At 59.3% G+C, this 18336-nt stretch carries 22 protein-coding genes; 5 read left to right on the top strand and 17 right to left on the bottom strand.

Annotated features, from left to right (window positions below; genetic code table 11):
- Positions 1-2 precede the first annotated feature (2 nt).
- The 4 genes from AC2FLU_RS13745 to AC2FLU_RS13730 all read right to left on the bottom strand — a co-directional run bounded on the left by AC2FLU_RS13745 (position 3) and on the right by AC2FLU_RS13730 (position 2423).
- The gene (locus tag AC2FLU_RS13745) at positions 3-458 is read right to left on the bottom strand and encodes a DUF1178 family protein (protein WP_480473673.1); all 456 of its coding nucleotides are present in this window, start codon (positions 456-458) and stop codon (positions 3-5) included.
- A gap of 72 nt (positions 459-530) precedes the next feature.
- On the bottom strand, positions 531-992 hold the full coding sequence (locus tag AC2FLU_RS13740) for an NUDIX hydrolase (protein WP_496808846.1): 462 nt from the start codon (positions 990-992) through the stop codon (positions 531-533).
- Positions 993-1132: 140 nt separating this feature from the next.
- Positions 1133-1876 (bottom strand): EcsC family protein, encoded by a 744-nt coding sequence (locus AC2FLU_RS13735; RefSeq protein WP_480473676.1) that lies wholly within the window; start codon positions 1874-1876, stop codon positions 1133-1135.
- A 52-nt stretch (positions 1877-1928) separates the two neighbouring features.
- Positions 1929-2423 carry a GNAT family N-acetyltransferase gene (locus tag AC2FLU_RS13730; RefSeq protein ID WP_480473678.1) on the bottom strand — a complete coding sequence of 165 codons (495 nt, stop codon included), beginning with the start codon at positions 2421-2423 and terminating at the stop codon, positions 1929-1931.
- 72 nt (positions 2424-2495) lie between these two features.
- Here AC2FLU_RS13730 and AC2FLU_RS13725 point away from each other — a divergent pair, with 72 nt between their 5' ends.
- Positions 2496-3101: a flavin reductase family protein gene (locus AC2FLU_RS13725; protein WP_480473679.1), complete on the top strand. Its 606-nt coding sequence runs from the start codon at positions 2496-2498 to the stop codon at positions 3099-3101.
- Positions 3102-3236: 135 nt separating this feature from the next.
- On the opposite strand, the gene AC2FLU_RS13720 is transcribed toward AC2FLU_RS13725, so the two are convergent.
- Entirely contained in the window at positions 3237-4871 is a 1635-nt protein-coding gene (locus AC2FLU_RS13720) for a SulP family inorganic anion transporter (RefSeq protein WP_480518881.1), read from the bottom strand.
- Positions 4872-5036: 165 nt separating this feature from the next.
- Here AC2FLU_RS13720 and AC2FLU_RS13715 point away from each other — a divergent pair, with 165 nt between their 5' ends.
- Both AC2FLU_RS13715 and AC2FLU_RS13710 read left to right on the top strand, forming a co-directional pair.
- Complete coding sequence (locus tag AC2FLU_RS13715) at positions 5037-5597, top strand: invasion associated locus B family protein (protein ID WP_496715633.1); 561 nt, start codon at positions 5037-5039, stop codon at positions 5595-5597.
- A 66-nt stretch (positions 5598-5663) separates the two neighbouring features.
- On the top strand, positions 5664-6536 hold the full coding sequence (locus tag AC2FLU_RS13710) for an S-methyl-5'-thioadenosine phosphorylase (protein ID WP_496808844.1): 873 nt from the start codon (positions 5664-5666) through the stop codon (positions 6534-6536).
- 2 nt (positions 6537-6538) lie between these two features.
- Here AC2FLU_RS13710 and AC2FLU_RS13705 read toward each other — a convergent pair whose 3' ends face one another.
- On the bottom strand, positions 6539-7387 hold the full coding sequence (locus tag AC2FLU_RS13705; protein ID WP_496808843.1) for an alpha/beta hydrolase: 849 nt from the start codon (positions 7385-7387) through the stop codon (positions 6539-6541).
- A gap of 251 nt (positions 7388-7638) precedes the next feature.
- Here AC2FLU_RS13705 and AC2FLU_RS13700 point away from each other — a divergent pair, with 251 nt between their 5' ends.
- Positions 7639-8268, top strand: coding sequence for a LysE family translocator (locus AC2FLU_RS13700; RefSeq protein WP_480495160.1), 630 nt, complete (start codon positions 7639-7641; stop codon positions 8266-8268).
- 8 nt (positions 8269-8276) lie between these two features.
- Here the strand turns inward: AC2FLU_RS13700 and AC2FLU_RS13695 are convergent, their stop codons facing one another.
- A complete protein-coding gene (locus tag AC2FLU_RS13695; protein ID WP_209505622.1) occupies positions 8277-8450 on the bottom strand; it encodes a hypothetical protein in 174 nt (57 codons plus the stop codon).
- Between the two features lie 325 nt (positions 8451-8775).
- Here AC2FLU_RS13695 and AC2FLU_RS13690 point away from each other — a divergent pair, with 325 nt between their 5' ends.
- Positions 8776-9315, top strand: coding sequence for an adenine phosphoribosyltransferase (locus AC2FLU_RS13690; protein WP_480473688.1), 540 nt, complete (start codon positions 8776-8778; stop codon positions 9313-9315).
- 42 nt (positions 9316-9357) lie between these two features.
- Here AC2FLU_RS13690 and AC2FLU_RS13685 read toward each other — a convergent pair whose 3' ends face one another.
- The 10 genes from AC2FLU_RS13685 to cyoE all read right to left on the bottom strand — a co-directional run bounded on the left by AC2FLU_RS13685 (position 9358) and on the right by cyoE (position 18316).
- Complete coding sequence (locus tag AC2FLU_RS13685; RefSeq protein WP_496808842.1) at positions 9358-10773, bottom strand: FAD-binding oxidoreductase; 1416 nt, start codon at positions 10771-10773, stop codon at positions 9358-9360.
- A 38-nt stretch (positions 10774-10811) separates the two neighbouring features.
- A complete protein-coding gene (locus tag AC2FLU_RS13680) occupies positions 10812-11630 on the bottom strand; it encodes an MBL fold metallo-hydrolase (RefSeq protein WP_480554468.1) in 819 nt (272 codons plus the stop codon).
- 102 nt (positions 11631-11732) lie between these two features.
- Positions 11733-12317, bottom strand: coding sequence for a GNAT family N-acetyltransferase (locus AC2FLU_RS13675; RefSeq protein WP_209505614.1), 585 nt, complete (start codon positions 12315-12317; stop codon positions 11733-11735).
- Complete coding sequence (locus AC2FLU_RS13670) at positions 12317-13579, bottom strand: M16 family metallopeptidase (RefSeq protein ID WP_480473691.1); 1263 nt, start codon at positions 13577-13579, stop codon at positions 12317-12319. The genes AC2FLU_RS13675 and AC2FLU_RS13670 overlap by 1 nt, the downstream gene beginning before the upstream one ends.
- Positions 13576-14964, bottom strand: coding sequence for a threonine synthase (gene thrC / locus AC2FLU_RS13665; protein ID WP_480554470.1), 1389 nt, complete (start codon positions 14962-14964; stop codon positions 13576-13578). Before thrC ends, AC2FLU_RS13670 begins: the two co-directional genes overlap by 4 nt.
- A complete protein-coding gene (locus AC2FLU_RS13660) occupies positions 14961-15638 on the bottom strand; it encodes an SURF1 family protein (RefSeq protein WP_496808857.1) in 678 nt (225 codons plus the stop codon). The genes thrC and AC2FLU_RS13660 overlap by 4 nt, the downstream gene beginning before the upstream one ends.
- Positions 15639-15794: 156 nt before the next feature.
- Positions 15795-16610: a cytochrome c oxidase subunit 3 gene (locus AC2FLU_RS13655; protein WP_209505605.1), complete on the bottom strand. Its 816-nt coding sequence runs from the start codon at positions 16608-16610 to the stop codon at positions 15795-15797.
- Positions 16611-16632: 22 nt separating this feature from the next.
- A complete protein-coding gene (locus AC2FLU_RS13650) occupies positions 16633-17208 on the bottom strand; it encodes a cytochrome c oxidase assembly protein (RefSeq protein ID WP_480484379.1) in 576 nt (191 codons plus the stop codon).
- Positions 17208-17369 (bottom strand): cytochrome c oxidase system small membrane protein, encoded by a 162-nt coding sequence (locus AC2FLU_RS13645; RefSeq protein WP_267363054.1) that lies wholly within the window; start codon positions 17367-17369, stop codon positions 17208-17210. The genes AC2FLU_RS13650 and AC2FLU_RS13645 overlap by 1 nt, the downstream gene beginning before the upstream one ends.
- Positions 17366-18316 (bottom strand): heme o synthase, encoded by a 951-nt coding sequence (cyoE, locus tag AC2FLU_RS13640; protein WP_480518862.1) that lies wholly within the window; start codon positions 18314-18316, stop codon positions 17366-17368. The genes AC2FLU_RS13645 and cyoE overlap by 4 nt, the downstream gene beginning before the upstream one ends.
- Positions 18317-18336 lie beyond the last annotated feature (20 nt).

Genomic DNA, 18336 nt, shown 5'->3' with positions numbered 1-18336 from the left:
GATCAGTTGGTCTTTCTGCTGGGCAGAAACGGCAGCGGTGCCACCGGCACGCCATCTTCGATCAGCGATTTCGCTTCATCCGGTCTGGCTTCACCATAGATCGAACGCTCTGGCGCCTCTCCCAGATGCATCTTGCGCGCTTCGCTTGCAAAATCCTTGCCAACGTAGTCCGAGTTCTTTTCCACATGGCGGCGCAACTCGGCCAGAACCTTCGCGATCTCAGGCGAAGGGGTGGCGACGTTGATCTGTTCATTGGATGCTGGCGCGTTTTCAGGTTTTCCCTGCGCATTCCGGGCCGGACGGACACGCGGTGTCATGATCGCCTTCGCAACCTGCGTACATCCGCAAATCGCGCAGGTCACCATCCTGGCAGAGGCCAGCTTGTCAAAGGCTTCTGCGGATTGAAACCAGCTGTCGAATGTGTGGCCTTCACTGCATTTCAACGCGTATTGAATCATGTTCAGTCCAAAATTGCGATTGGCGAATAGATACCGACCAGACTGACAATATCAAGCCTCTCTGGAACTATCTTAATGTGTATATGTCTTAAAGTCGCGTAACAAATCGGCTAGCTCGGGTGATCCGACCTTTTGAGCTGCCTTTTTAGGCGCAAACCACTTGCGCCTGCGCTCGTGCTGTTCAGGGAAATCCTGCGACATAACCTGTACATGCAGCGCAAAAACATCAACCAGTATCAAGGTCGGGGGCTGATTTGGGCTATGCTTGAGGTGCAGAAACTGCCCCAGCCCCGCTGTGCTGCATCGCCCCGTCACGCCCGCTTCTTCCCAAGCTTCCTGCACTGCGGTTTCTGATGGGGTCAGCCCGGGGATGAGCCACCCCTTGGGGATAATCCAGCGCTGGGCCCGGCGCGTCGTGATCAGCAAAACCTCTGGCTGGCCATGCCGGATCCGATAACACAGGGCAGAGGATTGCCGCAAAACAGGGGGTTCCGCAGTCTCAGTCAATACACGCGGCACCGGTCTTGCATTCATTGCGCGAAGCACCTTTTGTTCGGGCAACGGACCCTTTGGCCTTATAGGCGCGCATGACACGCCTATTTAGCGCCCACCCCTTGAAAAACTACCATATGAAGTGGTGTCCGCCAAGTCTGGCGTGACGGAGCATTTGTTGATCACATGCGGGCTGACAGCTGCTTCACCAGCTCGTCATGCGAGATATCGGCGTCAACCGCCAGTCTTCGCAGGCCGAAATGCACACGCGCGATCTGCTGGTAATAGCGCGAATAGACATAGTTCGTTCCACCACCAGCCAATGCGCCGAGCACCGGGACGGACTGTGCCGCTAGTTTTTGCCCCAGAACGATCGAAAAGCGTGGTGCCACGGCAGCAATCAGACGCTGCATGGCCGGACCGGTCAGTGTCAGGCGCACCGAGAAAAAGCCGAAATCCGCTCCGTCATCATGCGACAGCGGACCCGATGCGGACAAAACCCGCACACAATCGAACTTCACGTTCTCGGCGGACGGGTCGAAACCTTCGCGCGCGGCGGCCCCCTGAATGGCACGCAGCAGCATGGCGGTTGTTGCAGGCAGCTCCATCAGGGCTGTTGATACACCGCCCAGCCCACCGGCCGCACCCATGGCCGTGGCAAGCGCGGTATTGACCCAGGGCTGCTGATCAGGGATCGCAAGCCGGGACCCCTGAGCCGCGTGCATCGCAAACCACAACGCCTGCTCGGTAGCCCCTGTCAGGCCGTTCCGAACTGGTTCGGGCAATTGCTCAAGCAGTGACTCGGCTGATCCGCCCAGCTTGTTCAGCAGTTTGACACCGGCCCCTCCGGCAGATCGGTAATAACCCGCCAAACGATCCAGTTCAGCCTCGGCATCCACGTTTTCGACAAGAACCACGTTCTGCATGTGCGTCCTCCTGCCTATCAACATCGGCGTTGAACCGTGTCGATTCAATAGGTCAGCGGGTCCAGCGGGTGACGGCCCCATGAACTCCGGACCAGACCCCGGGCGTCAGTTCCAGCCCCAGCACCCGGTCCGGGTTGGTGGGCGGCGGCATCTCGACACCTTGCAGCCGCGCAAAACCAAATCGCCTGTAATAGGGTTCGTCACCGACCAGCATGACCCGCTGCCATCCGAGTTTGCGCCCGGCTTCAACACCGGCATGGATCAGATACCCGCCCAGACCCTCGCCCTGATGAGTAGGGTGCACGGCAACGGGCCCCAGCAACAATGCATCGTGTTCGCCGACATGGACAGGCCAGAAGCGGATTGCCCCGGCCAGAATGCCCTGACCGTCGCGCGCGACCAGAGACAGACCAGCTACCGGCGGCACATCATCGCGCAACCGGTAGGACGACAACGCCTCACGGCCCGGCGCAAAGCACAGATCGTATAGGGCCTCGACTTCCCACCAATCGTCCGGCTCTTCCGGCCTGATCCCGAATTGCTGCACGTTTGCCCTCTTTTCCTTGCTGGAAATCGCCCTAGCACTTCGTTACGCCTTGGGCAAACGCTTGGAGATATGATGTTCTACCGCCCTGAAGACGGCCACGGCCTGCCGCACAACCCATTCAATGCCATTATCACGCCACGCCCGATCGGCTGGATCTCGACCCGTGATGCGGATGGGATCAACAATCTGGCACCCTATTCCTTTTTCAACGGGGTGGCTTACTCACCACCGCAGGTGATGTTTGCCACAACCGGCACGAAACACGATCAGGTCGGCGGCAAGGACAGTATCGCCAATATCGAGGCGACTGGCGTATTCTGCGTGAATGTAGTGGCCAATGCGCATCAGGATGCCATGAACGCCAGCTCGGCCAGCCTTCCGAAGGAGGTGGACGAGTTTGCCCATGCCGGATTAACACCGGTCGAATGCGAAACCATCCCCTGTGCCCGTGTACAAGGTGCCCCGGCGGCGTTGGAATGCAAGCTCACCCAGATCGTGACCCTGCCCGGCGCGGCCAACCGCGTCGTGTTTGGCGAAGTGACAGGCGTGCATCTGCTCGACGACCACATCCGGGAGGGCAAGTTCGACGTAACCTCGTTCAAACCTCTGGCGCGGCTTGGATACCGGGACTATTCGGTCGTGTCCGAGCTGTTCTCGCTCAATCGCCCGGATGATTGAGGTTGTCGGGGGCTCTGCCCCCACCGCCCGTTCCGGGCGGCTCCCCCGGGATATTTTTTGGCCAGATGAAGCAGGGATCCTTCTTTCATCTGGCTTCAAATATCCCGGAGCGCGAGGCAGAGCCTCGCAAAAGGATCAGTGGCCGCCCAGAATGCCGGTACGGACCGAATAATCGACGGCAAGTTCATAATCCGGGTCATCATCACTGTCGACCATCAGGTGGCCTGCCTTGTTCAACAGCTTGTGGCAATCCCGGCTCAGGTGGCGCAGCATGACGCGTTTACCCGCGGCCTCGTATTTGGCCGCGATGTTTTCGATGGCTTGCAATGCCGACTGGTCCACCACACGGCTTTCAGCGAAATCGACGATGACGGTTTCCGGGTCATTCGGCACATCGAAAAGTTCGATAAAGCCATCCGATGACCCAAAGAACAGCGGTCCCTGGATTTCATAGACCTTCGCCCCTTTTTCGGTCGCCGAGTCGCGGGTGACCGCGTGGATGCGCTTGGCGTTGTTCCAAGCATAGGCCAGAGCCGAGACAATGACGCCGACAACAACCGCCACCGCGAGGTCTTCCATCACCGTCACGACAGTGACCAGAACGATGACAAAGGCGTCGGTCAGTGGAACCTTGCGCAGGATCTTGAACGAGTTCCACGCAAAGGTGCCGATCACCACCATGAACATCACCCCAACCAGCGCGGCCAGCGGGATCTGTTCGATCAGCGGTGAGGCAAACAAGATGAAGGTCAGCAGAAACAGCGCCGCAGCGATCCCCGCGATGCGGGTCCGGCCACCGGATTTCACGTTGATCATCGACTGACCGATCATCGCGCAGCCACCCATGCCACCGAAAAAGCCGGTCACGATATTCGACGCACCTTGCGCGATACATTCCTGAGAAGCCCCGCCGCGCTTGCCGGTGATCTCGCCCACAAGGTTCAGGGTCAGCAGGGATTCGATCAGGCCAATCGCAGCCAGAATGACGGCGTAGGGCAGGATGATCTCAAGCGTGCCCCAGTTCAGCGGAACCATCGGGATGTGGAAGGCAGGCAGGCCACCTTCGATCGAGGCCAGATCACCGACGCGCGGGACATCCAGCCCCAGACCGATCACCAGCGCAGCGACAACCAGAATACCGGCCAAAGGTGCTGGAATGAGACGCGTGATGCGCGGCACCACCCAGATCACCGCCATTGTCAGTGCTACAAGGCCTAGCATGGTGTATAGCTGCGCACCCGAGAGCCATTCTCCACCACCCATGCCGTGACCGGTGTTTTCCATGGTACCCGGCACCTTGAACTGGCCCATCTGGGCCAGAAAGATCACGATGGCCAAGCCATTCACAAAGCCCAGCATCACCGGGTGCGGCACCAGTCGGATGAAGCGGCCCCAGTGCATCGCCCCGGCGATAACCTGGAGGATCCCCATCAGAACCACCGTCGCGAACAGGTATTCGACCCCATGTTCGGCCACCAAAGCCACCATGACGACCGCCAGCGCGCCCGTCGCTCCCGAGATCATGCCGGGTCGCCCGCCGATCAACGCGGTGATGAGCCCCACAAGGAACGCGGCATAGAGGCCCACCAGCGGATGCACGCCTGCCACAAAAGCAAAGGCCACGGCCTCGGGCACCAGCGCGAGGGCCACGGTCAGGCCGGACAGCAGCTCGATCCGCAGGCGAGAGAAGGTCAGCCCCTCATCCGGCACCCAGCGCAGATCGGGTATGGCGATACGGTTGGCAAAACTTGCCAGCAAGGCTCGGGGCATTGGACAGTCCTATAGGATATTATGTTCGCGCGAAGGGGTCGTTGTAGCGGGCGCGCCGCTGTTAAGCCACCGCAGGAGGTGGGATGCAGCCATGCGCACAGCGCATAACTTGCCTCTCGGCAACGTGATTTGCGGCGCCCGGATCAAGCACCCAAATGTGAGTTTATGCGTTGGATTGCCCTCATATTTCTTTCGGCCCTGCCCGCCTTTGCACAGGATTTGCAAGGGAATGACACCGCCGGAAACTGGCGTGTCACGCATCATGAGATTTTCGGCATCTGGAATTCGATTTGTGACGAGCGTGAAGAAGCCGGTGCTTTGGTGCAGCGCTGTTACATAAGGCGCGCTGAGGTGTTTTCCTTGCGTCCGAAATTTGCGGCGCAGTTCATGTTCATCACACCTGAGCCAGATGGATTCAAAATCGAGTTTGGAATTGAGCCGGGTACCTTCTTCAACCCTTCTGGATTCCGCATAGAGAAAGATCAGGATGTGATCTGGCGCTCGCGGCGTCCCGGTTGCCTGACAGGGTTAAGCTGTACGTTCGAGGATCATCGCGCCGACGGCCTGCTGGATGCCATGCTGAACGGGGATGCGTATCGTTTTGAGTTTCGTGACAGGCATGGTCAATCGCAAGACCTGACGTGGCCTCTGGATGAGTTTGGAGCCGCCTGGACGGATTTCAACACGCAATCTCAACAGCGTAACCTGCTGGCAAAACAGGAATAGACCTCTTGTCAATTTCGGGTCGAACCCGCACAAATTCAATATCAGTATCTCAGGCGGAGCAGGACAGTGACCCAAACCAGGATTGCCGTTATCGGCGGATCAGGCATCTATGACATCGATGGGCTGGAAAATGCGGACTGGGTCAGTGTCGATACCCCTTGGGGGGCACCTTCGGATCAGATCCTGACCGGGTCGCTGGACGGTGTCGCGATGGCCTTTCTACCGCGCCATGGGCGCGGGCATGTGCATTCGCCCACCGATGTGCCCTATCGCGCCAATATCGACGCGCTGAAACGGCTTGGTGTGACGGATGTGATATCGGTCTCGGCCTGCGGGTCGTTTCGCGATCACATGGCACCGGGCGATTTTGTCATCGTCGATCAGTTCATCGACCGGACATTTGCGCGCGACAAGAGCTTTTTCGGAACAGGCTGCGTCGCCCATGTCAGTGTTGCGCATCCGACCTGCCCGCGCCTGTCGGACGCCTGTGAGACCGCGGGCAAGGCTGCCGGTATCACGATCCATCGCGGCGGCACCTATCTGGCGATGGAAGGGCCGCAGTTTTCTTCTCTTGCGGAATCGAAGATGTATCGCGAGCAATGGGGCTGCGACGTGATCGGCATGACCAATATGCCCGAAGCCAAGCTCGCTCGCGAAGCCGAGCTTTGTTATGCCTCGATCGCGATGGTTACGGATTATGACAGCTGGCACCCGGAACATGGTGAGGTGGATGTGACCACCATCATTGCGACCCTGACCGGCAATGCCGACAAGGGCCGTGCACTGGTCAAGGGCCTTCCCGCCCTGTTGGGGGCTGACCGCGCGCCCTGCCCGCATGGCTGTGACCGGGCGCTGGAATATGCTATCCTCACCGCACCCGAAAAGCGCGATCCGGCGCTGCTGGCCAAGCTGGACGCGGTGGCCGGGCGAATTCTCTGAAATCAGTTCTGTGGCAGGCGGTCTTGAACGGTCTGCCACAGGCCGTATGACCACAAGTCGTTGTGGGTTCCGCCGGGAATCGAGAAAAACTCGACCCTCTCACCGCCCATCTCGGCAAGGCGCGCGCCGTGATGCACTGGAACGGTTTGATCATCTGTGCCGTGGAAGATCAACGTCGGCATCTCGATTGTCCCGATGATGTCGCGGGTGGCAAACTGGTCGCGCATCAGTGACGCTACGGGCAACCAAGGATAGCGTTCAGCCGCCACATCCACAGTCGCAGTAAATGGCGCTTCCAGCACCAGCATCTCGGCCTCGGGCCGTTGCGCCGCAACCGCCGCAGCCACTCCTGTACCAAGGCTTTGGCCGTGTAGAACAACTGGCTCTCCGGCCCTACGCAAATGGTCAAACAACTCTAAACCGTCCGAGATCAAACCTGCTTGGGACGGCGCGCCTGTACTTCCCGGAAACCCGCGAAAGCTGGGCGCCAGAAGCCCGTAGCCACTGTTCAGTATCTCTTGAAATCGGGCCGCGCGGTCGCTCAGATTGCCGCTCTGGCCGTGAAAGAACAATACGGTCGGGGCACCTTCGACGGCTGCCGGCGCGGCCCAAACCGTCAGAACCGTACCATCGGACATAGGCAGTGAAAGCACATCGATATCCGCCAAAGAAACCGAGGCTGGATCAGGCAATTCACCATCTGGCTTGTAAAGCAGCGATTGCTGGTTGAAGTACATGTATCCAACGATGATCCCATACACGACGCCCCCGGCCAGCATGAGGCCAAGCAGCAACCGTTTGATGCGATTGATCCGCTTCAACGAATTGGCGTCTGTACTTTGGATCTGCACCTTTACCTCCTGCAATGTTGTGCCTTTTAGTCTGGGCAGGTTCAGGACCGTTTCAAGATGAATGAGCAAAGCTTCATCCAAACTTCAAGTCCTTGTCACACTGCCTAAATCTATGAGCTTTGCGATTCAGATGCGAGAAACGCACAGGTGCTCGATCTTGTCGCCTCAAAAACAGCCAAACGATCAAGGCAGATGCTTGACGTTGGCATCATACAAGGGCTTGGTGTGACGACACCTTTACAGGAGACACCATGTCGCTTGAACTCTGGCTGGCCTTTGTTGCCGCCTCCACCGCCTTGCTGCTGATCCCGGGGCCGACCGTGCTGTTGGTGCTGAGCTATGCGCTGTCCAAAGGGCGCAGTGTTGCCGTGGCCTCGGCCACAGGGGTCGCTGTGGGGGATCTTGTGGCGATGACCGCATCTTTGTTGGGACTGGGCGCGCTTGTTCTGGCCTCGGCCACCTTGTTTTCCGTCCTCAAATGGGTCGGTGCGGCCTATCTGGTCTGGCTTGGGATTAAACTGCTGCGCAGCGCACCGTCCGGCGGACTGAACGCGGTCGATACCGACCGCGATGTGACGGCACGCAATGTGTTTGGGCACGCCGCTGCCGTGACCGCGCTGAACCCGAAATCCATCGCCTTTTTCATCGCCTTTGTGCCACAGTTCCTGCGCCCGGCTGAACCTCTGGGACCGCAATTTGCCATCCTGATCGCCACTTTCGTCGGACTGGCCTGGCTGAATGCCCTGGCTTATGCGTTGCTGGCCGACCGGTTGCGGCGGCTGATTGGCCGTGCCAGCGTGATCACCGGGATGACGCGGTTTGGCGGGCTGAGCCTGATCGGGATGGGTGTCGTTACGGCAGTTCTACGCCGTCCGGCCTGATCCCTTTTTCAGTTTTCGGCGTTTTCCTTCATGAACCCGCGGATAAACCGGCGGATTTCGCGGGCCGCAGACGTATCCAGCTCCCTGCACAACTCGACAAACGCGTCGCGTTCATCCTTGTCCAGGCGCAGAACCAGCTGGCTGTTTTTCTTCGTCGATCCCTTGCCGTCTTTCTTTGGCACGCGCGTTGCTCCTAGCAAATGCTTGTTACTTTAGGCGATGCATTGTGTATACATAGCATAGTGATTGTCGTTATCTGGCACTTAACAGCACCGGAACGGAAATGGCAATGAACCTTCGAACCACACGAGCCTTTCTTTTGCGAAATCAACGCAATTGGCGTAAACCGCACTTGTCTTTGCCACCTGTCACACTTCACCGGTATTACGGGCTGCCCAAGGCTGTGGTTTAGCGCCGCTGGTGATCGCGCGAATGAATTGTTCCTTGCATGGCTAACCCTCTTGGGCCAAACACGTTTTGGTATTTGAAGCGGAAAAAGGTTGGTTCATGTCAAGGAACAAGACTGTCAAAGACTACATCCGGACGATTGTCGACTTCCCGCATGAAGGAATCCTGTTTCGCGATGTGACGACGCTGTTTGCCGACCCGCGCGGATTTCGGATGGCCATTGACCAGATGCTGCACCCCTATGCCGGGGAACGCATCGACAAGGTTGTCGGTCTTGAGGCGCGGGGCTTTATCCTTGGGGGTGCGATTGCGCATCAACTGAGCCTGGGTTTCGTGCCGATCCGCAAGAAAGGCAAGCTGCCCGGCACAACGATCAGCCAGGACTACAAGCTGGAATATGGCGAAGCGATCGTCGAGATCCACGATGACGCCATCCAGCCAGGCGAAAAAATCCTTGTCGTTGACGACCTGCTGGCCACAGGCGGCACTGCGGCGGCGGGCATCAAACTGATCGAGCGTTTGGGCGGTGAGATCGTCTCATGCGCGTTCATTATCGACCTGCCTGACCTCGGTGGTCGCAAGCTGCTGGAAGATATGGGCATGGACGTGCATGTCCTGTGCGAATTCGAAGGGCTTTAACGCGGCAAGCTTCGGATAGCGAAACAGGGGTCAGGGCAAGGTTCACGCCTTCAGAACCGCGCCGGGGTTCATGATGCCATGGGGGTCCAGCGCCGCCTTGACGGCCCGCATCGCATCCAGCTTTACCGGATCGCCATAGCGTTCCAGATCGCTCGTTTTCATGCGGCCCACGCCATGTTCCGCGCTGACCGAACCGTCAAAAGCGTGGACCAGATCATGCACGGCCCGCTTGACCACGGCGCTCTGACCTTCAAATTCCGCGCGGCGCTGCCCCTCCGGGGGAAAGACATTGTAATGCAGATTGCCATCCCCCAGATGGCCAAAGCAATTGATCCGGAACGGCCCGAGACTGGAAATCACCTTTTCCCCTTGGCGCACAAAATCCGGAATTCCTGAGATCGGGATCGAGATATCATGGCTCGACACCGAGCCGATCAGGCGGTTGGCCTCGGGGATACGCTCGCGCACGGCCCACAACTCACCGCGCTGCGCCTCGCTTTGTGCAATCACGCCATCCTGAACCAGCCCAAGTGCTTGCGCCCGGACAAAGATATCCTCCAGCGCGTCGGACGGAGACTGCCCCGGAGCCAGCCCCAACTCGATCAGAACGCTCCACTCTGGCGGTGTCTTAAACGGTTGCCGGACGTCCGGCAGAACCTCGGACAAGAACTCTAACCCTTGCTGGTGGATCAGTTCGAAAGTGCTGACAGCCTCGCCCACGCGATCATGCACCAGAGCCAGCAGGGAAATGGCGGCTTCGGGTGACGCCACCTGAAACATCGCCGTCCCGATCGCGGCAGGCCGGGGAAACAGCTTGAGCGCAGCTGCAGTGATGATCCCAAGCGTGCCCTCTGCCCCGATCAGCAGGTTGCGCAGGTCATAGCCTGTGTTGTCCTTTCGCAACCGGCTGAGACCGTGCCAGATTTGACCGTTGGGCAGAACGGCCTCGAGCCCAAGGCACAGGTCGCGCGCATTGCCATATCGCAAGACGTTGACGCCTCCCGCATTGGTGGACAGGTTGCCCCCGATCCGACAGGATCCCTGCGCCGCCAGCGTCAAGGGAAACAGGCGGTCTTGCGCTTCAGCCGCGGCTTGGACGTCCTGCAAAATGGCGCCGGCCTCGGCAATCAGCACATTTTCAGTGGAATAGACGGACCGGATGGCTGTCATCCGTTCCAGCGAAATCACAAGGGGCGCTGGCCCGTGCGGCATCACCTGCCCCCCGACCAGACCGGTTCCACCACCATAAGGCACCACCGGAACGCGCTCCCCGCACGCCACCTGCACCAGTACCGAGACCTCCTCGGTTGTGCGGGGCAAGGCCAGCAGGCCAGCCTGTCCGGCAAATCGCCCGCGCGGCTCTTCCAGATACCGGTCGGCCACCGGGCGCAACACCTGATCGCCCAGTTTCGAGCGGATCAGCGTGGCAATGCGGTCATCAGCGGGGTTCAAACTCATACGCTTTCAATGCCCAACCGATTCCTCCACGGCAAGCCTTATTCCAGATCAATCAGATAGCGCGGCTCCAGCACGACAACCGTTGGCCGATCCGGCAAGTCACGCAGTGAGACGGTGATCTCGGACACGCCGTCACGTTCAACCGGGAACTCATCTCGGATATCCACGAGGAAGCGATCCAGCGAAAACTCCGAGAACCAGTGCATCGGAACGATCACCGAGCTTTTCAGCCGCTTCAGAACCGAGATCATGTCAGGCAAGGGCATGGTTGTTCCGCCATCAACGGCGGCCATGACCACATCCAACCGACCCAGCGCAGCAAACTGTTCGTCTGAAGGTACATGATGCAAATGTCCCAGATGACCGATGCACAGACCTTCGACCTCGAACACGAAGATCGAGTTGCCGCGTTCCTCTACCCCGCCATAGGCCGAGCGGATATCGGTCGGGACATTGCGTATCAGCATCTCGCCCAGATCCAGATGATGTTCGATTCCTTGCCCGAACTCTCCCCATCCCGGCAGGACATGCGGGATCGCCGGGTCGGGATGCGCCGTCCAATGGGTGTCATGGGCATGGTTCATCGTCACCACATCGGGAATCAGATCGGCACCCCCGATGAACCCGGTAAAATCGGTCACCACATTCAACCCGCCACGGGTCTGGATCATAAAGGCGGCATGCGCGACATAGCTGATGCGCACCGAAAACTCCGGTACCGGGTCCTGCCACGCGGCTTTGTGCAGATATTCGATCCCCGGCGCCGCGTCGGCGATGGCGATACAATGGCTCGGCCGTCGCTCCTGCGCCACGGCCCCGCCCGAAATCACCATCAATGCTGCAACCAACCAGCGCATACCCGAAGTGTAGCGCAGATCGCCACCAAGTCATGCCCCTTGTTCATCTGGCCAAAAATATCCCGGGGGAGGTGCGGCTTGCCGCGGCGGGGGCAGAGCCCCCTAGCCCGCGTCTGTCTTGCCACGCCGGTCGGACCGCAGGCTGGCATAGAGAACATGCGTCCGCCATCGCCCGTTGATCTGTAGATATGACTGCGCCACGCCTTCATATTTGAAGCCTGAGCTTTCCAGCAAACCGCGCGACGCCCGGTTTTCCGGCAGGCACGCGGCTTCGATCCGGCTCAGATCCAGACGGGTAAAGGCGTGATGCACCATCGCGCCGATCGCTTCGCGCATGTATCCCTGACGGGCAAAGGATTCACCGGTCCAGTAACCCAGGGTTCCGGCCTGCGCAGGGCCGCGCCGAATATTGTCCAGCGTGATCGCCCCGACCAACACATTGTCTTCACGGCGAAACAGGAACAGCGGGATTGCTGTACCACTCGCGACCGAGCGCTGAGCCCAGTAGACCCGATTGGTAAAGGATTTGCGGCTCAGGTGATCCTTGGCCCAGATCGGCTCCCACGGGGTCAGGTAACCTTTTGAGGCGCGCCGCAACGCTGCCCAATCATTGAAATCGGAATGTACAGGCGGGCGCAAGCTGAGCCGCGCGGTCTCGAGTTTCAGCTTGCGTCTGCCCAACAGCATCACGCTGCACGCCTCTCCTGCAAGTCCGCCAATGTCGGTGCGTCTGCGACCGGTCCGTAAAGCGCCAGCGCCGCCGGGGCCTGAACAGCCATGGTTTCGGCAAAGGCGCGCACGTCTTCGGTGCTGACCGCATCGATCTTGGCGACCGTGTCTTCCAGCGAAGGTACCCGTCCCCAGATCTGCACCAGCCGCGCCAGACGCTCAGCCCGATTCGACGGGCTTTCCAGCCCCATCAGCATCCCGGCCTTCATCTGGGCGCGGGCACGGGCGACCTCTTCGGGGCTCATGTCCTCGGCGGCGCGCTTCATCTCATCGATCGTGATCGTCGCCAGCTCGGCCACCTGATTGGCCGAGGTTCCGGCATAGATCGTGGTTGTTCCGGTATCGGCATAGGCACCGGTCTGCGCAAAGATCGTGTAGCACAGCCCACGTGTTTCACGCACTTCCTGAAACAGGCGCGAAGACATGCCACCGCCCAATGCGGTCGAATAGATCTGCGCCGTATAGATCGCATCGTCGCGATAGCCGGGGCTTTCCAGCGCCAGAGCGAAATGCGCCTGTTCCAGCTCTTTTACCTGCCGGGCTTCGCCACCGGTAAAGCGTGCAACCTCGGGGATCAGACCCTTACGGGATTGCAGATGGCCAAACATCTCTTCGGCCAGTTTCATCAGCATATCGTGATCCACAGCACCTGCTGCAGACAGGATCATCTGTTCGGGGCCATAATGTTCCGTCACAAAGCCCGACAGATCCTCACGCGAGAAGGCACTCACCCGCTCCGTTGGGCCCAGGATCGTCCGGCCCAGGGGCTGGTCGTGATAGCTCTGCTCCTGCAGCCAGTCAAAGATCACATCGTCGGGCGTGTCATGGGCCTGACCGATTTCCTGAAGGATCACGCCCCGCTCGACCTCGATCTCGCGCGGATCGAAAACCGGGTTCAGAACGATGTCGCCGATGACATCCATCGCCAGCGCTACGTCGTCCTTCAGAACGCGTGCATAATACGCCGTCACCTCGCGCGAGGTATAGGCGTTGATATAGCCGCCCACATCCTCGATCGCCTCGGCAATCTGCAAGGCCGAACGGCGCTCGGTTCCCTTGAACGCCATATGCTCAAGGAAATGCGCGATGCCGTTCTGCTCGATCCGCTCATGCCGCCCACCGGCGGTTACCCAGATGCCGATGGCCGCTGATTGCAGCCCCGGCATGTGCTCACTGACGATACGAAACCCGTTCTTCAGTTGGTCTTGTCTGACAGTCACTCAGCGATGTGCCTTTTTATATGATCCTCAAGGGCAACCAGATCATTGGCGATGCGGGTCACCCGTTCCGGACGTTCATACAGATCAGACATGCGGGAGGGAAGAGGCGGATGTTCGCCACTCGCCTTCTCGACCGCGGCCGGGAATTTCGCCGGGTGCGCGGTGGCCAGCGTGATCATCGGAACGTCTGCCGCGCGGTGCTCTTCGGCAACCTTGATGCCCACGGCGGTGTGCGGGCAGACCAGTTCGGCACTGTGCGCCAGCGTGGATTTGATCGTGGCCAACGTTTCCTCTTCGGACACACGGCCCGAATCGAAATTCTCACGCAGCGCTTCCATCGCACCCTGGCTGATATTGAAACCACCCTTTTTCAGCTCATCCATCAATTGTGCGACGGCCCCGCCATCTTCGCCATAGGCATAATAGAGCGCGCGTTCGAAATTCGAGCTGACCTGAATATCCATCGACGGGCTGATCGAAGGGATGGTTTCACCCTTGAAATACCCCTCGCCTGTCAGGCAGCGATGCAGAATGTCGTTCTGGTTGGTCGCCACTACAAGGCGGTCAATCGGCAGCCCCATACGCTTGGCCAGATAACCCGCGAAGATGTCACCAAAGTTGCCGGTTGGCACCGTGAAGCTGACCTTGCGATGCGGCGCGCCGAGACTGACGGCGGCCGAGAAGTAATAAACGATCTGCGCCAAGACGCGGGCAAAGTTGATCGAGTTCACACCCGCCAGTTTCACTCCATCGCGGAAGTCGAAATCGTTGAACATGTCTTTCAGCGCAGCCTGACAATCGTCGAAATCGCCATCCACGGCCAGAGCATGTACATTGCTGTCCGCAGGCGTCGTCATCTGTCGACGCTGCACCTCGGACACGCGGCCATGGGGAAACAGGATGAACACATCCACCGCGTCCAGCCCGCGAAACGCCTCGATCGCGGCTGAACCGGTATCCCCACTGGTCGCGCCGACGATGGTCACACGGTCACCACGGCGTTTCAGCGCCACCTGGAACAACTGGCCGATCAGCTGCATGGCAAAGTCCTTGAAGGCCAGTGTGGGGCCGTGGAACAGTTCCAGCAGGAAGTGGTTCTCGTTCAGCTGCTTCAATGGCGCGCGGGCATCGTGGCCGAAACCTTCATAAGCGCGGGCGATGATCGCCTTGAACTCAGCCTCGGCGAATGAGCCGCTGACATAGGGCCACATCACGCGGAATGCGATTTCTTCATAGGGTAATCCGGCCAGCGCCGAGATCTCGTCCTGCGATATCACCGGGATTTCGGCGGGCAGATACAGGCCACCGTCGCGGGCAAGTCCGGTCAACATTGCCTCTTCAAACGTCAGTTCGGGCGCCTGCCCACGGGTCGAGATATATTTCATGTCGCGTCACTTTCAGAATTGGCACGGCTGCGCCACAGGAAGTACCCGGTCATCGCTGCCCAGACCAGAGCCAGACCAAACCAGGTGATTGCATATTGCAGGTGATCGTTTGGTATGCCCGCCGTGTCCACCGGCAGCGGTGTCACATTCGGGTCGGTTTGCGAACGGGCGATCAGCAGAACAGGCTCCGCGCCCAGTGCAGCCGCAAGCGCGGGCACATCGCGGGCGAACCAGATGTTGGCATCGAGATCAGGTGCGGGCGTGTAACTGTCGATTTCATCTGGCCAATGCAGATTGCCGGTAATCTCCATTTGGCCGTTGCGCCGCCCGGCCTGTTTGGCCGTGGTCGGGATGAACCCCCGGTCAATCAGAATGGTCCGGCCCTCGGTATTGAACGGCTGAATGATACGATACCCCGCACCGACCTGTTTGAGCGACACAAGAACATGGATCTCCGCAGGCTCCATCTCGCCCGACGCCGTTACCGGCAGGTATTTGTCTTGATCCACCGAAACCTGCGGCGGCAGGGAAACCGGCGTGGCCGAGATCCGATCTTCGATCTCGGCCAGAACGTCCTGCTTCCACGCCAGGCGCTGCACCTGCCAGATGCCCAGCGACAGCAGCACGCCCAAACCGGCGAGGCCGAAGATCAGCAGAAACAGGATACGGCGCATGTCAGGACCAAACTTCTTTTCAGGAACCGGCGTCTTGTTAAGGGGCGTGCGGGCTGAATTGCAACCACGCAATTGTATGGGGCGCAATCTTGCGCCCCGCATAGAGAAAAAGCCGCCCCTTGGGGCGGCTTTTGCAATTGATCGGCCTGACCGGCGCTACATCAGCGGAGCCTGGCCCCAGATGTAGACGGCAAAGAACAGGAACAGCCAGACAACGTCGACGAAGTGCCAGTACCAAGCCGCAGCTTCGAACCCGACGTGTTTTTCCGGGGTGAAGTCACCCTTCAGCGCGCGGATCAGGCAGACGGTCAGGAAGATCGTCCCGATGATCACATGTGCGCCGTGGAAACCCGTTGCCATGAAGAAGTTGGAATAGAACTGGTCGCCGCCGAATTCCCAGCCTTCATGCTTGAGCAGTTCGGCGTATTCATAGCCCTGCAAGAAGGTAAAGGCGATGCCCAGCACGATGCCAATGGCCAGACCATTGATCAGCGCCTTGCGGTCATTGTCATGCACCAGTGCATGGTGCGCCCAGGTGATCGCACAGCCTGACAGCAACAGGACCAGAGTGTTGATCAGCGGCAAGTGGAACGGGTCAACGGCATGAATATCCGGCTGGATGTATTCGGTGCCTGCATAGTCGTACATCGGGTACATGCGATGTTTGAAGAACGACCAGAACCAGGCGAAAAAGAACATCACCTCGGACATGACGAACAGGATGAAGCCGTAACGCAGACCGATGCGGACAACAGGCGTGTGATCGCCCTGACGGCTTTCTGCGACCACATCCGACCACCAGGCGAACATCGTATAAAGCACCGCTGCCAGACCGGCCCAGAACATGAAGGGCGTGATGCCTTGCATCCAGAGAACGGCTCCGAACAGCATGACAAAGCCGCCGACGGCGCCGATCAGAGGCCAGATCGACGGGGCCAGAATGTGATAATCGTGGTTTTTAGCGTGTGCCATCAGCGTCCCTCACCTACAGGCGTTAGTTCGTGTTTGTATCTGCCTGCGCATCGAGGGCGGCATAGCCCTCGGGCAGGTCAATTTCGTAGAATGTATACGACAGCGTGATCGTATGAACATACTTGGCTTCAAGATCCTCGACCATTTCCGGGTCGACGAAGAACGTCACTGGCATCTCAACGCGTTCGCCAGGTTGCAGCACCTGTTCTTCAAAGCAGAAACAGGCAATCTTCTGGAAATACCCACCCGCAGAATAGGGGGCCACGTTGTAAGACGCCTGCCCGGCAATGGGGCGGTCTGTCGGGTTATAGGCCTCGTAAAAGGCGAGGCCGGTTTCGCCGATGCGCACATCCATCTCGCGCACGACCGGCTTGAACTCCCATTCCATATCCTTGGCCTTGGACGCGTCAAAGCGGATGGTAACTGTGCGATCCAGAATGGTATCGGGGGCGGTTTCGGCAACACCAGTGGTGCCGCCAAATCCGGTCACCCGGCAGAACCAGTTGTAAAACGGCACCGATGCCCAGGCGAGACTGCCCATCAGGACAACCACGCCGACGGTCTGGACAACCGTTTTCTGAGGACCGGACAACGCCATCAGTTCTGAACCTCTTGCGTCGCCCTGTTGAAATCAGTGCCCGAGACCTTGACGATGGTCAGGCCAAAGATAATCACGATAAAGGCAGCCAGCGTCAGGCCCACACCCAGATTGCGGCTGAACCGGCGCTGATGCAGCTCGTGGTCTTTGCGAAGGCTCATGACCATCCCCCCAGACCATAGGGTTTTAGCAAGGCTTCAGCCAGAACGGCACCGAAATGCAGGAACAGATACAGCAGCGACAGCTTGAAGAAACCGCGTTCAACCTTGAAGTTATCGGCCTCGGAATCGTCCTCGGTCCGGCGCGAGATTTTCCACGCGCCCCGCAGGAACAGGATGTTCAGAACCAATGCAACGGTCAGATAGATCGGGCCGCCAATGCCCGAAAATGCAGTTCCGACGGCCAGCAGGGCCAGCAGTGCTGTATAGACTAGGATATGGACACGTGTCGCCCGGCGACCGTGGGTGACGGTCAGCATCGGCACGCCCGCGTCGTCATAGTCCGAGCGCATGAACAGGGCCAGCGCCCAGAAATGCGGCGGCGTCCACATGAAGGTCAGGGCAAACATCAGCCAAGGCTCGACCGACATCGATCCCGTGGCGGCCACCCAGCCAATCACCGGAGGGAACGCGCCAGCTGCGCCACCGATCACGATGTTCTGCGGCGTCGAACGCTTCAGCCACATCGTGTAGACGACAACATAGAAGAAGATGGTGAAGGCCAGAAACGCGCCTGCGAACCAGTTGGTCGCAAGGCCCAGCATGATCACCGACAGACCCGACAGAGCCAGACCAACGGCCAGCGCCTCGCCTTCCTCGACCTTGCCAGAAGGGATCGGGCGGGACTTGGTGCGCTTCATGACACGGTCGATATCCGCGTCCCACCACATGTTCAGCGCGCCTGATGCTCCGCCGCCGATAGCGATGAACAGGATGGCGCAAAAACCGACGAAGGGATGGACAGGAACAGGCGCCGCCAACAAACCGACCAATGCCGTGAACACGACCAGCGACATCACGCGCGGCTTCAGCAGGGCGAAGTAATCGCCAAAGCCGGCCTCGTCCGCCCGGGCGGTCACTGTGCTGGCATTGATGCTTGCGTCGGTCATTTCCGGTCCTTTTGGGGCGA

Source organism: Ruegeria sp. SAZD013, from assembly GCF_059612525.1.
This window is presented reverse-complemented; position numbering and strand designations above follow the sequence as displayed.

What these genes read in the sequence shown, in the direction of transcription:
- AC2FLU_RS13735 (WP_480473676.1), bottom strand. Translation starts at nt 1,876, where the DNA reads ATGCAGAACGTGGTTCTTGTCGAAAACGTGGATGCCGAGGCTGAACTG.
- AC2FLU_RS13675 (WP_209505614.1), bottom strand. Translation starts at nt 12,317, where the DNA reads ATGCTGTTGGGCAGACGCAAGCTGAAACTCGAGACCGCGCGGCTCAGC.
- AC2FLU_RS13660 (WP_496808857.1), bottom strand. Translation starts at nt 15,638, where the DNA reads ATGCGCCGTATCCTGTTTCTGCTGATCTTCGGCCTCGCCGGTTTGGGC.
- AC2FLU_RS13715 (WP_496715633.1), top strand. Translation starts at nt 5,037, where the DNA reads ATGCGTTGGATTGCCCTCATATTTCTTTCGGCCCTGCCCGCCTTTGCA.
- AC2FLU_RS13690 (WP_480473688.1), top strand. Translation starts at nt 8,776, where the DNA reads ATGTCAAGGAACAAGACTGTCAAAGACTACATCCGGACGATTGTCGAC.
- AC2FLU_RS13685 (WP_496808842.1), bottom strand. Translation starts at nt 10,773, where the DNA reads ATGAGTTTGAACCCCGCTGATGACCGCATTGCCACGCTGATCCGCTCG.
- AC2FLU_RS13720 (WP_480518881.1), bottom strand. Translation starts at nt 4,871, where the DNA reads ATGCCCCGAGCCTTGCTGGCAAGTTTTGCCAACCGTATCGCCATACCC.
- cyoE (WP_480518862.1), bottom strand. Translation starts at nt 18,316, where the DNA reads ATGACCGACGCAAGCATCAATGCCAGCACAGTGACCGCCCGGGCGGAC.
- AC2FLU_RS13740 (WP_496808846.1), bottom strand. Translation starts at nt 992, where the DNA reads ATGAATGCAAGACCGGTGCCGCGTGTATTGACTGAGACTGCGGAACCC.
- AC2FLU_RS13700 (WP_480495160.1), top strand. Translation starts at nt 7,639, where the DNA reads ATGTCGCTTGAACTCTGGCTGGCCTTTGTTGCCGCCTCCACCGCCTTG.
- thrC (WP_480554470.1), bottom strand. Translation starts at nt 14,964, where the DNA reads ATGAAATATATCTCGACCCGTGGGCAGGCGCCCGAACTGACGTTTGAA.
- AC2FLU_RS13725 (WP_480473679.1), top strand. Translation starts at nt 2,496, where the DNA reads ATGTTCTACCGCCCTGAAGACGGCCACGGCCTGCCGCACAACCCATTC.
- AC2FLU_RS13745 (WP_480473673.1), bottom strand. Translation starts at nt 458, where the DNA reads ATGATTCAATACGCGTTGAAATGCAGTGAAGGCCACACATTCGACAGC.
- AC2FLU_RS13650 (WP_480484379.1), bottom strand. Translation starts at nt 17,208, where the DNA reads ATGGCGTTGTCCGGTCCTCAGAAAACGGTTGTCCAGACCGTCGGCGTG.
- AC2FLU_RS13655 (WP_209505605.1), bottom strand. Translation starts at nt 16,610, where the DNA reads ATGGCACACGCTAAAAACCACGATTATCACATTCTGGCCCCGTCGATC.
- AC2FLU_RS13680 (WP_480554468.1), bottom strand. Translation starts at nt 11,630, where the DNA reads ATGCGCTGGTTGGTTGCAGCATTGATGGTGATTTCGGGCGGGGCCGTG.
- AC2FLU_RS13645 (WP_267363054.1), bottom strand. Translation starts at nt 17,369, where the DNA reads ATGAGCCTTCGCAAAGACCACGAGCTGCATCAGCGCCGGTTCAGCCGC.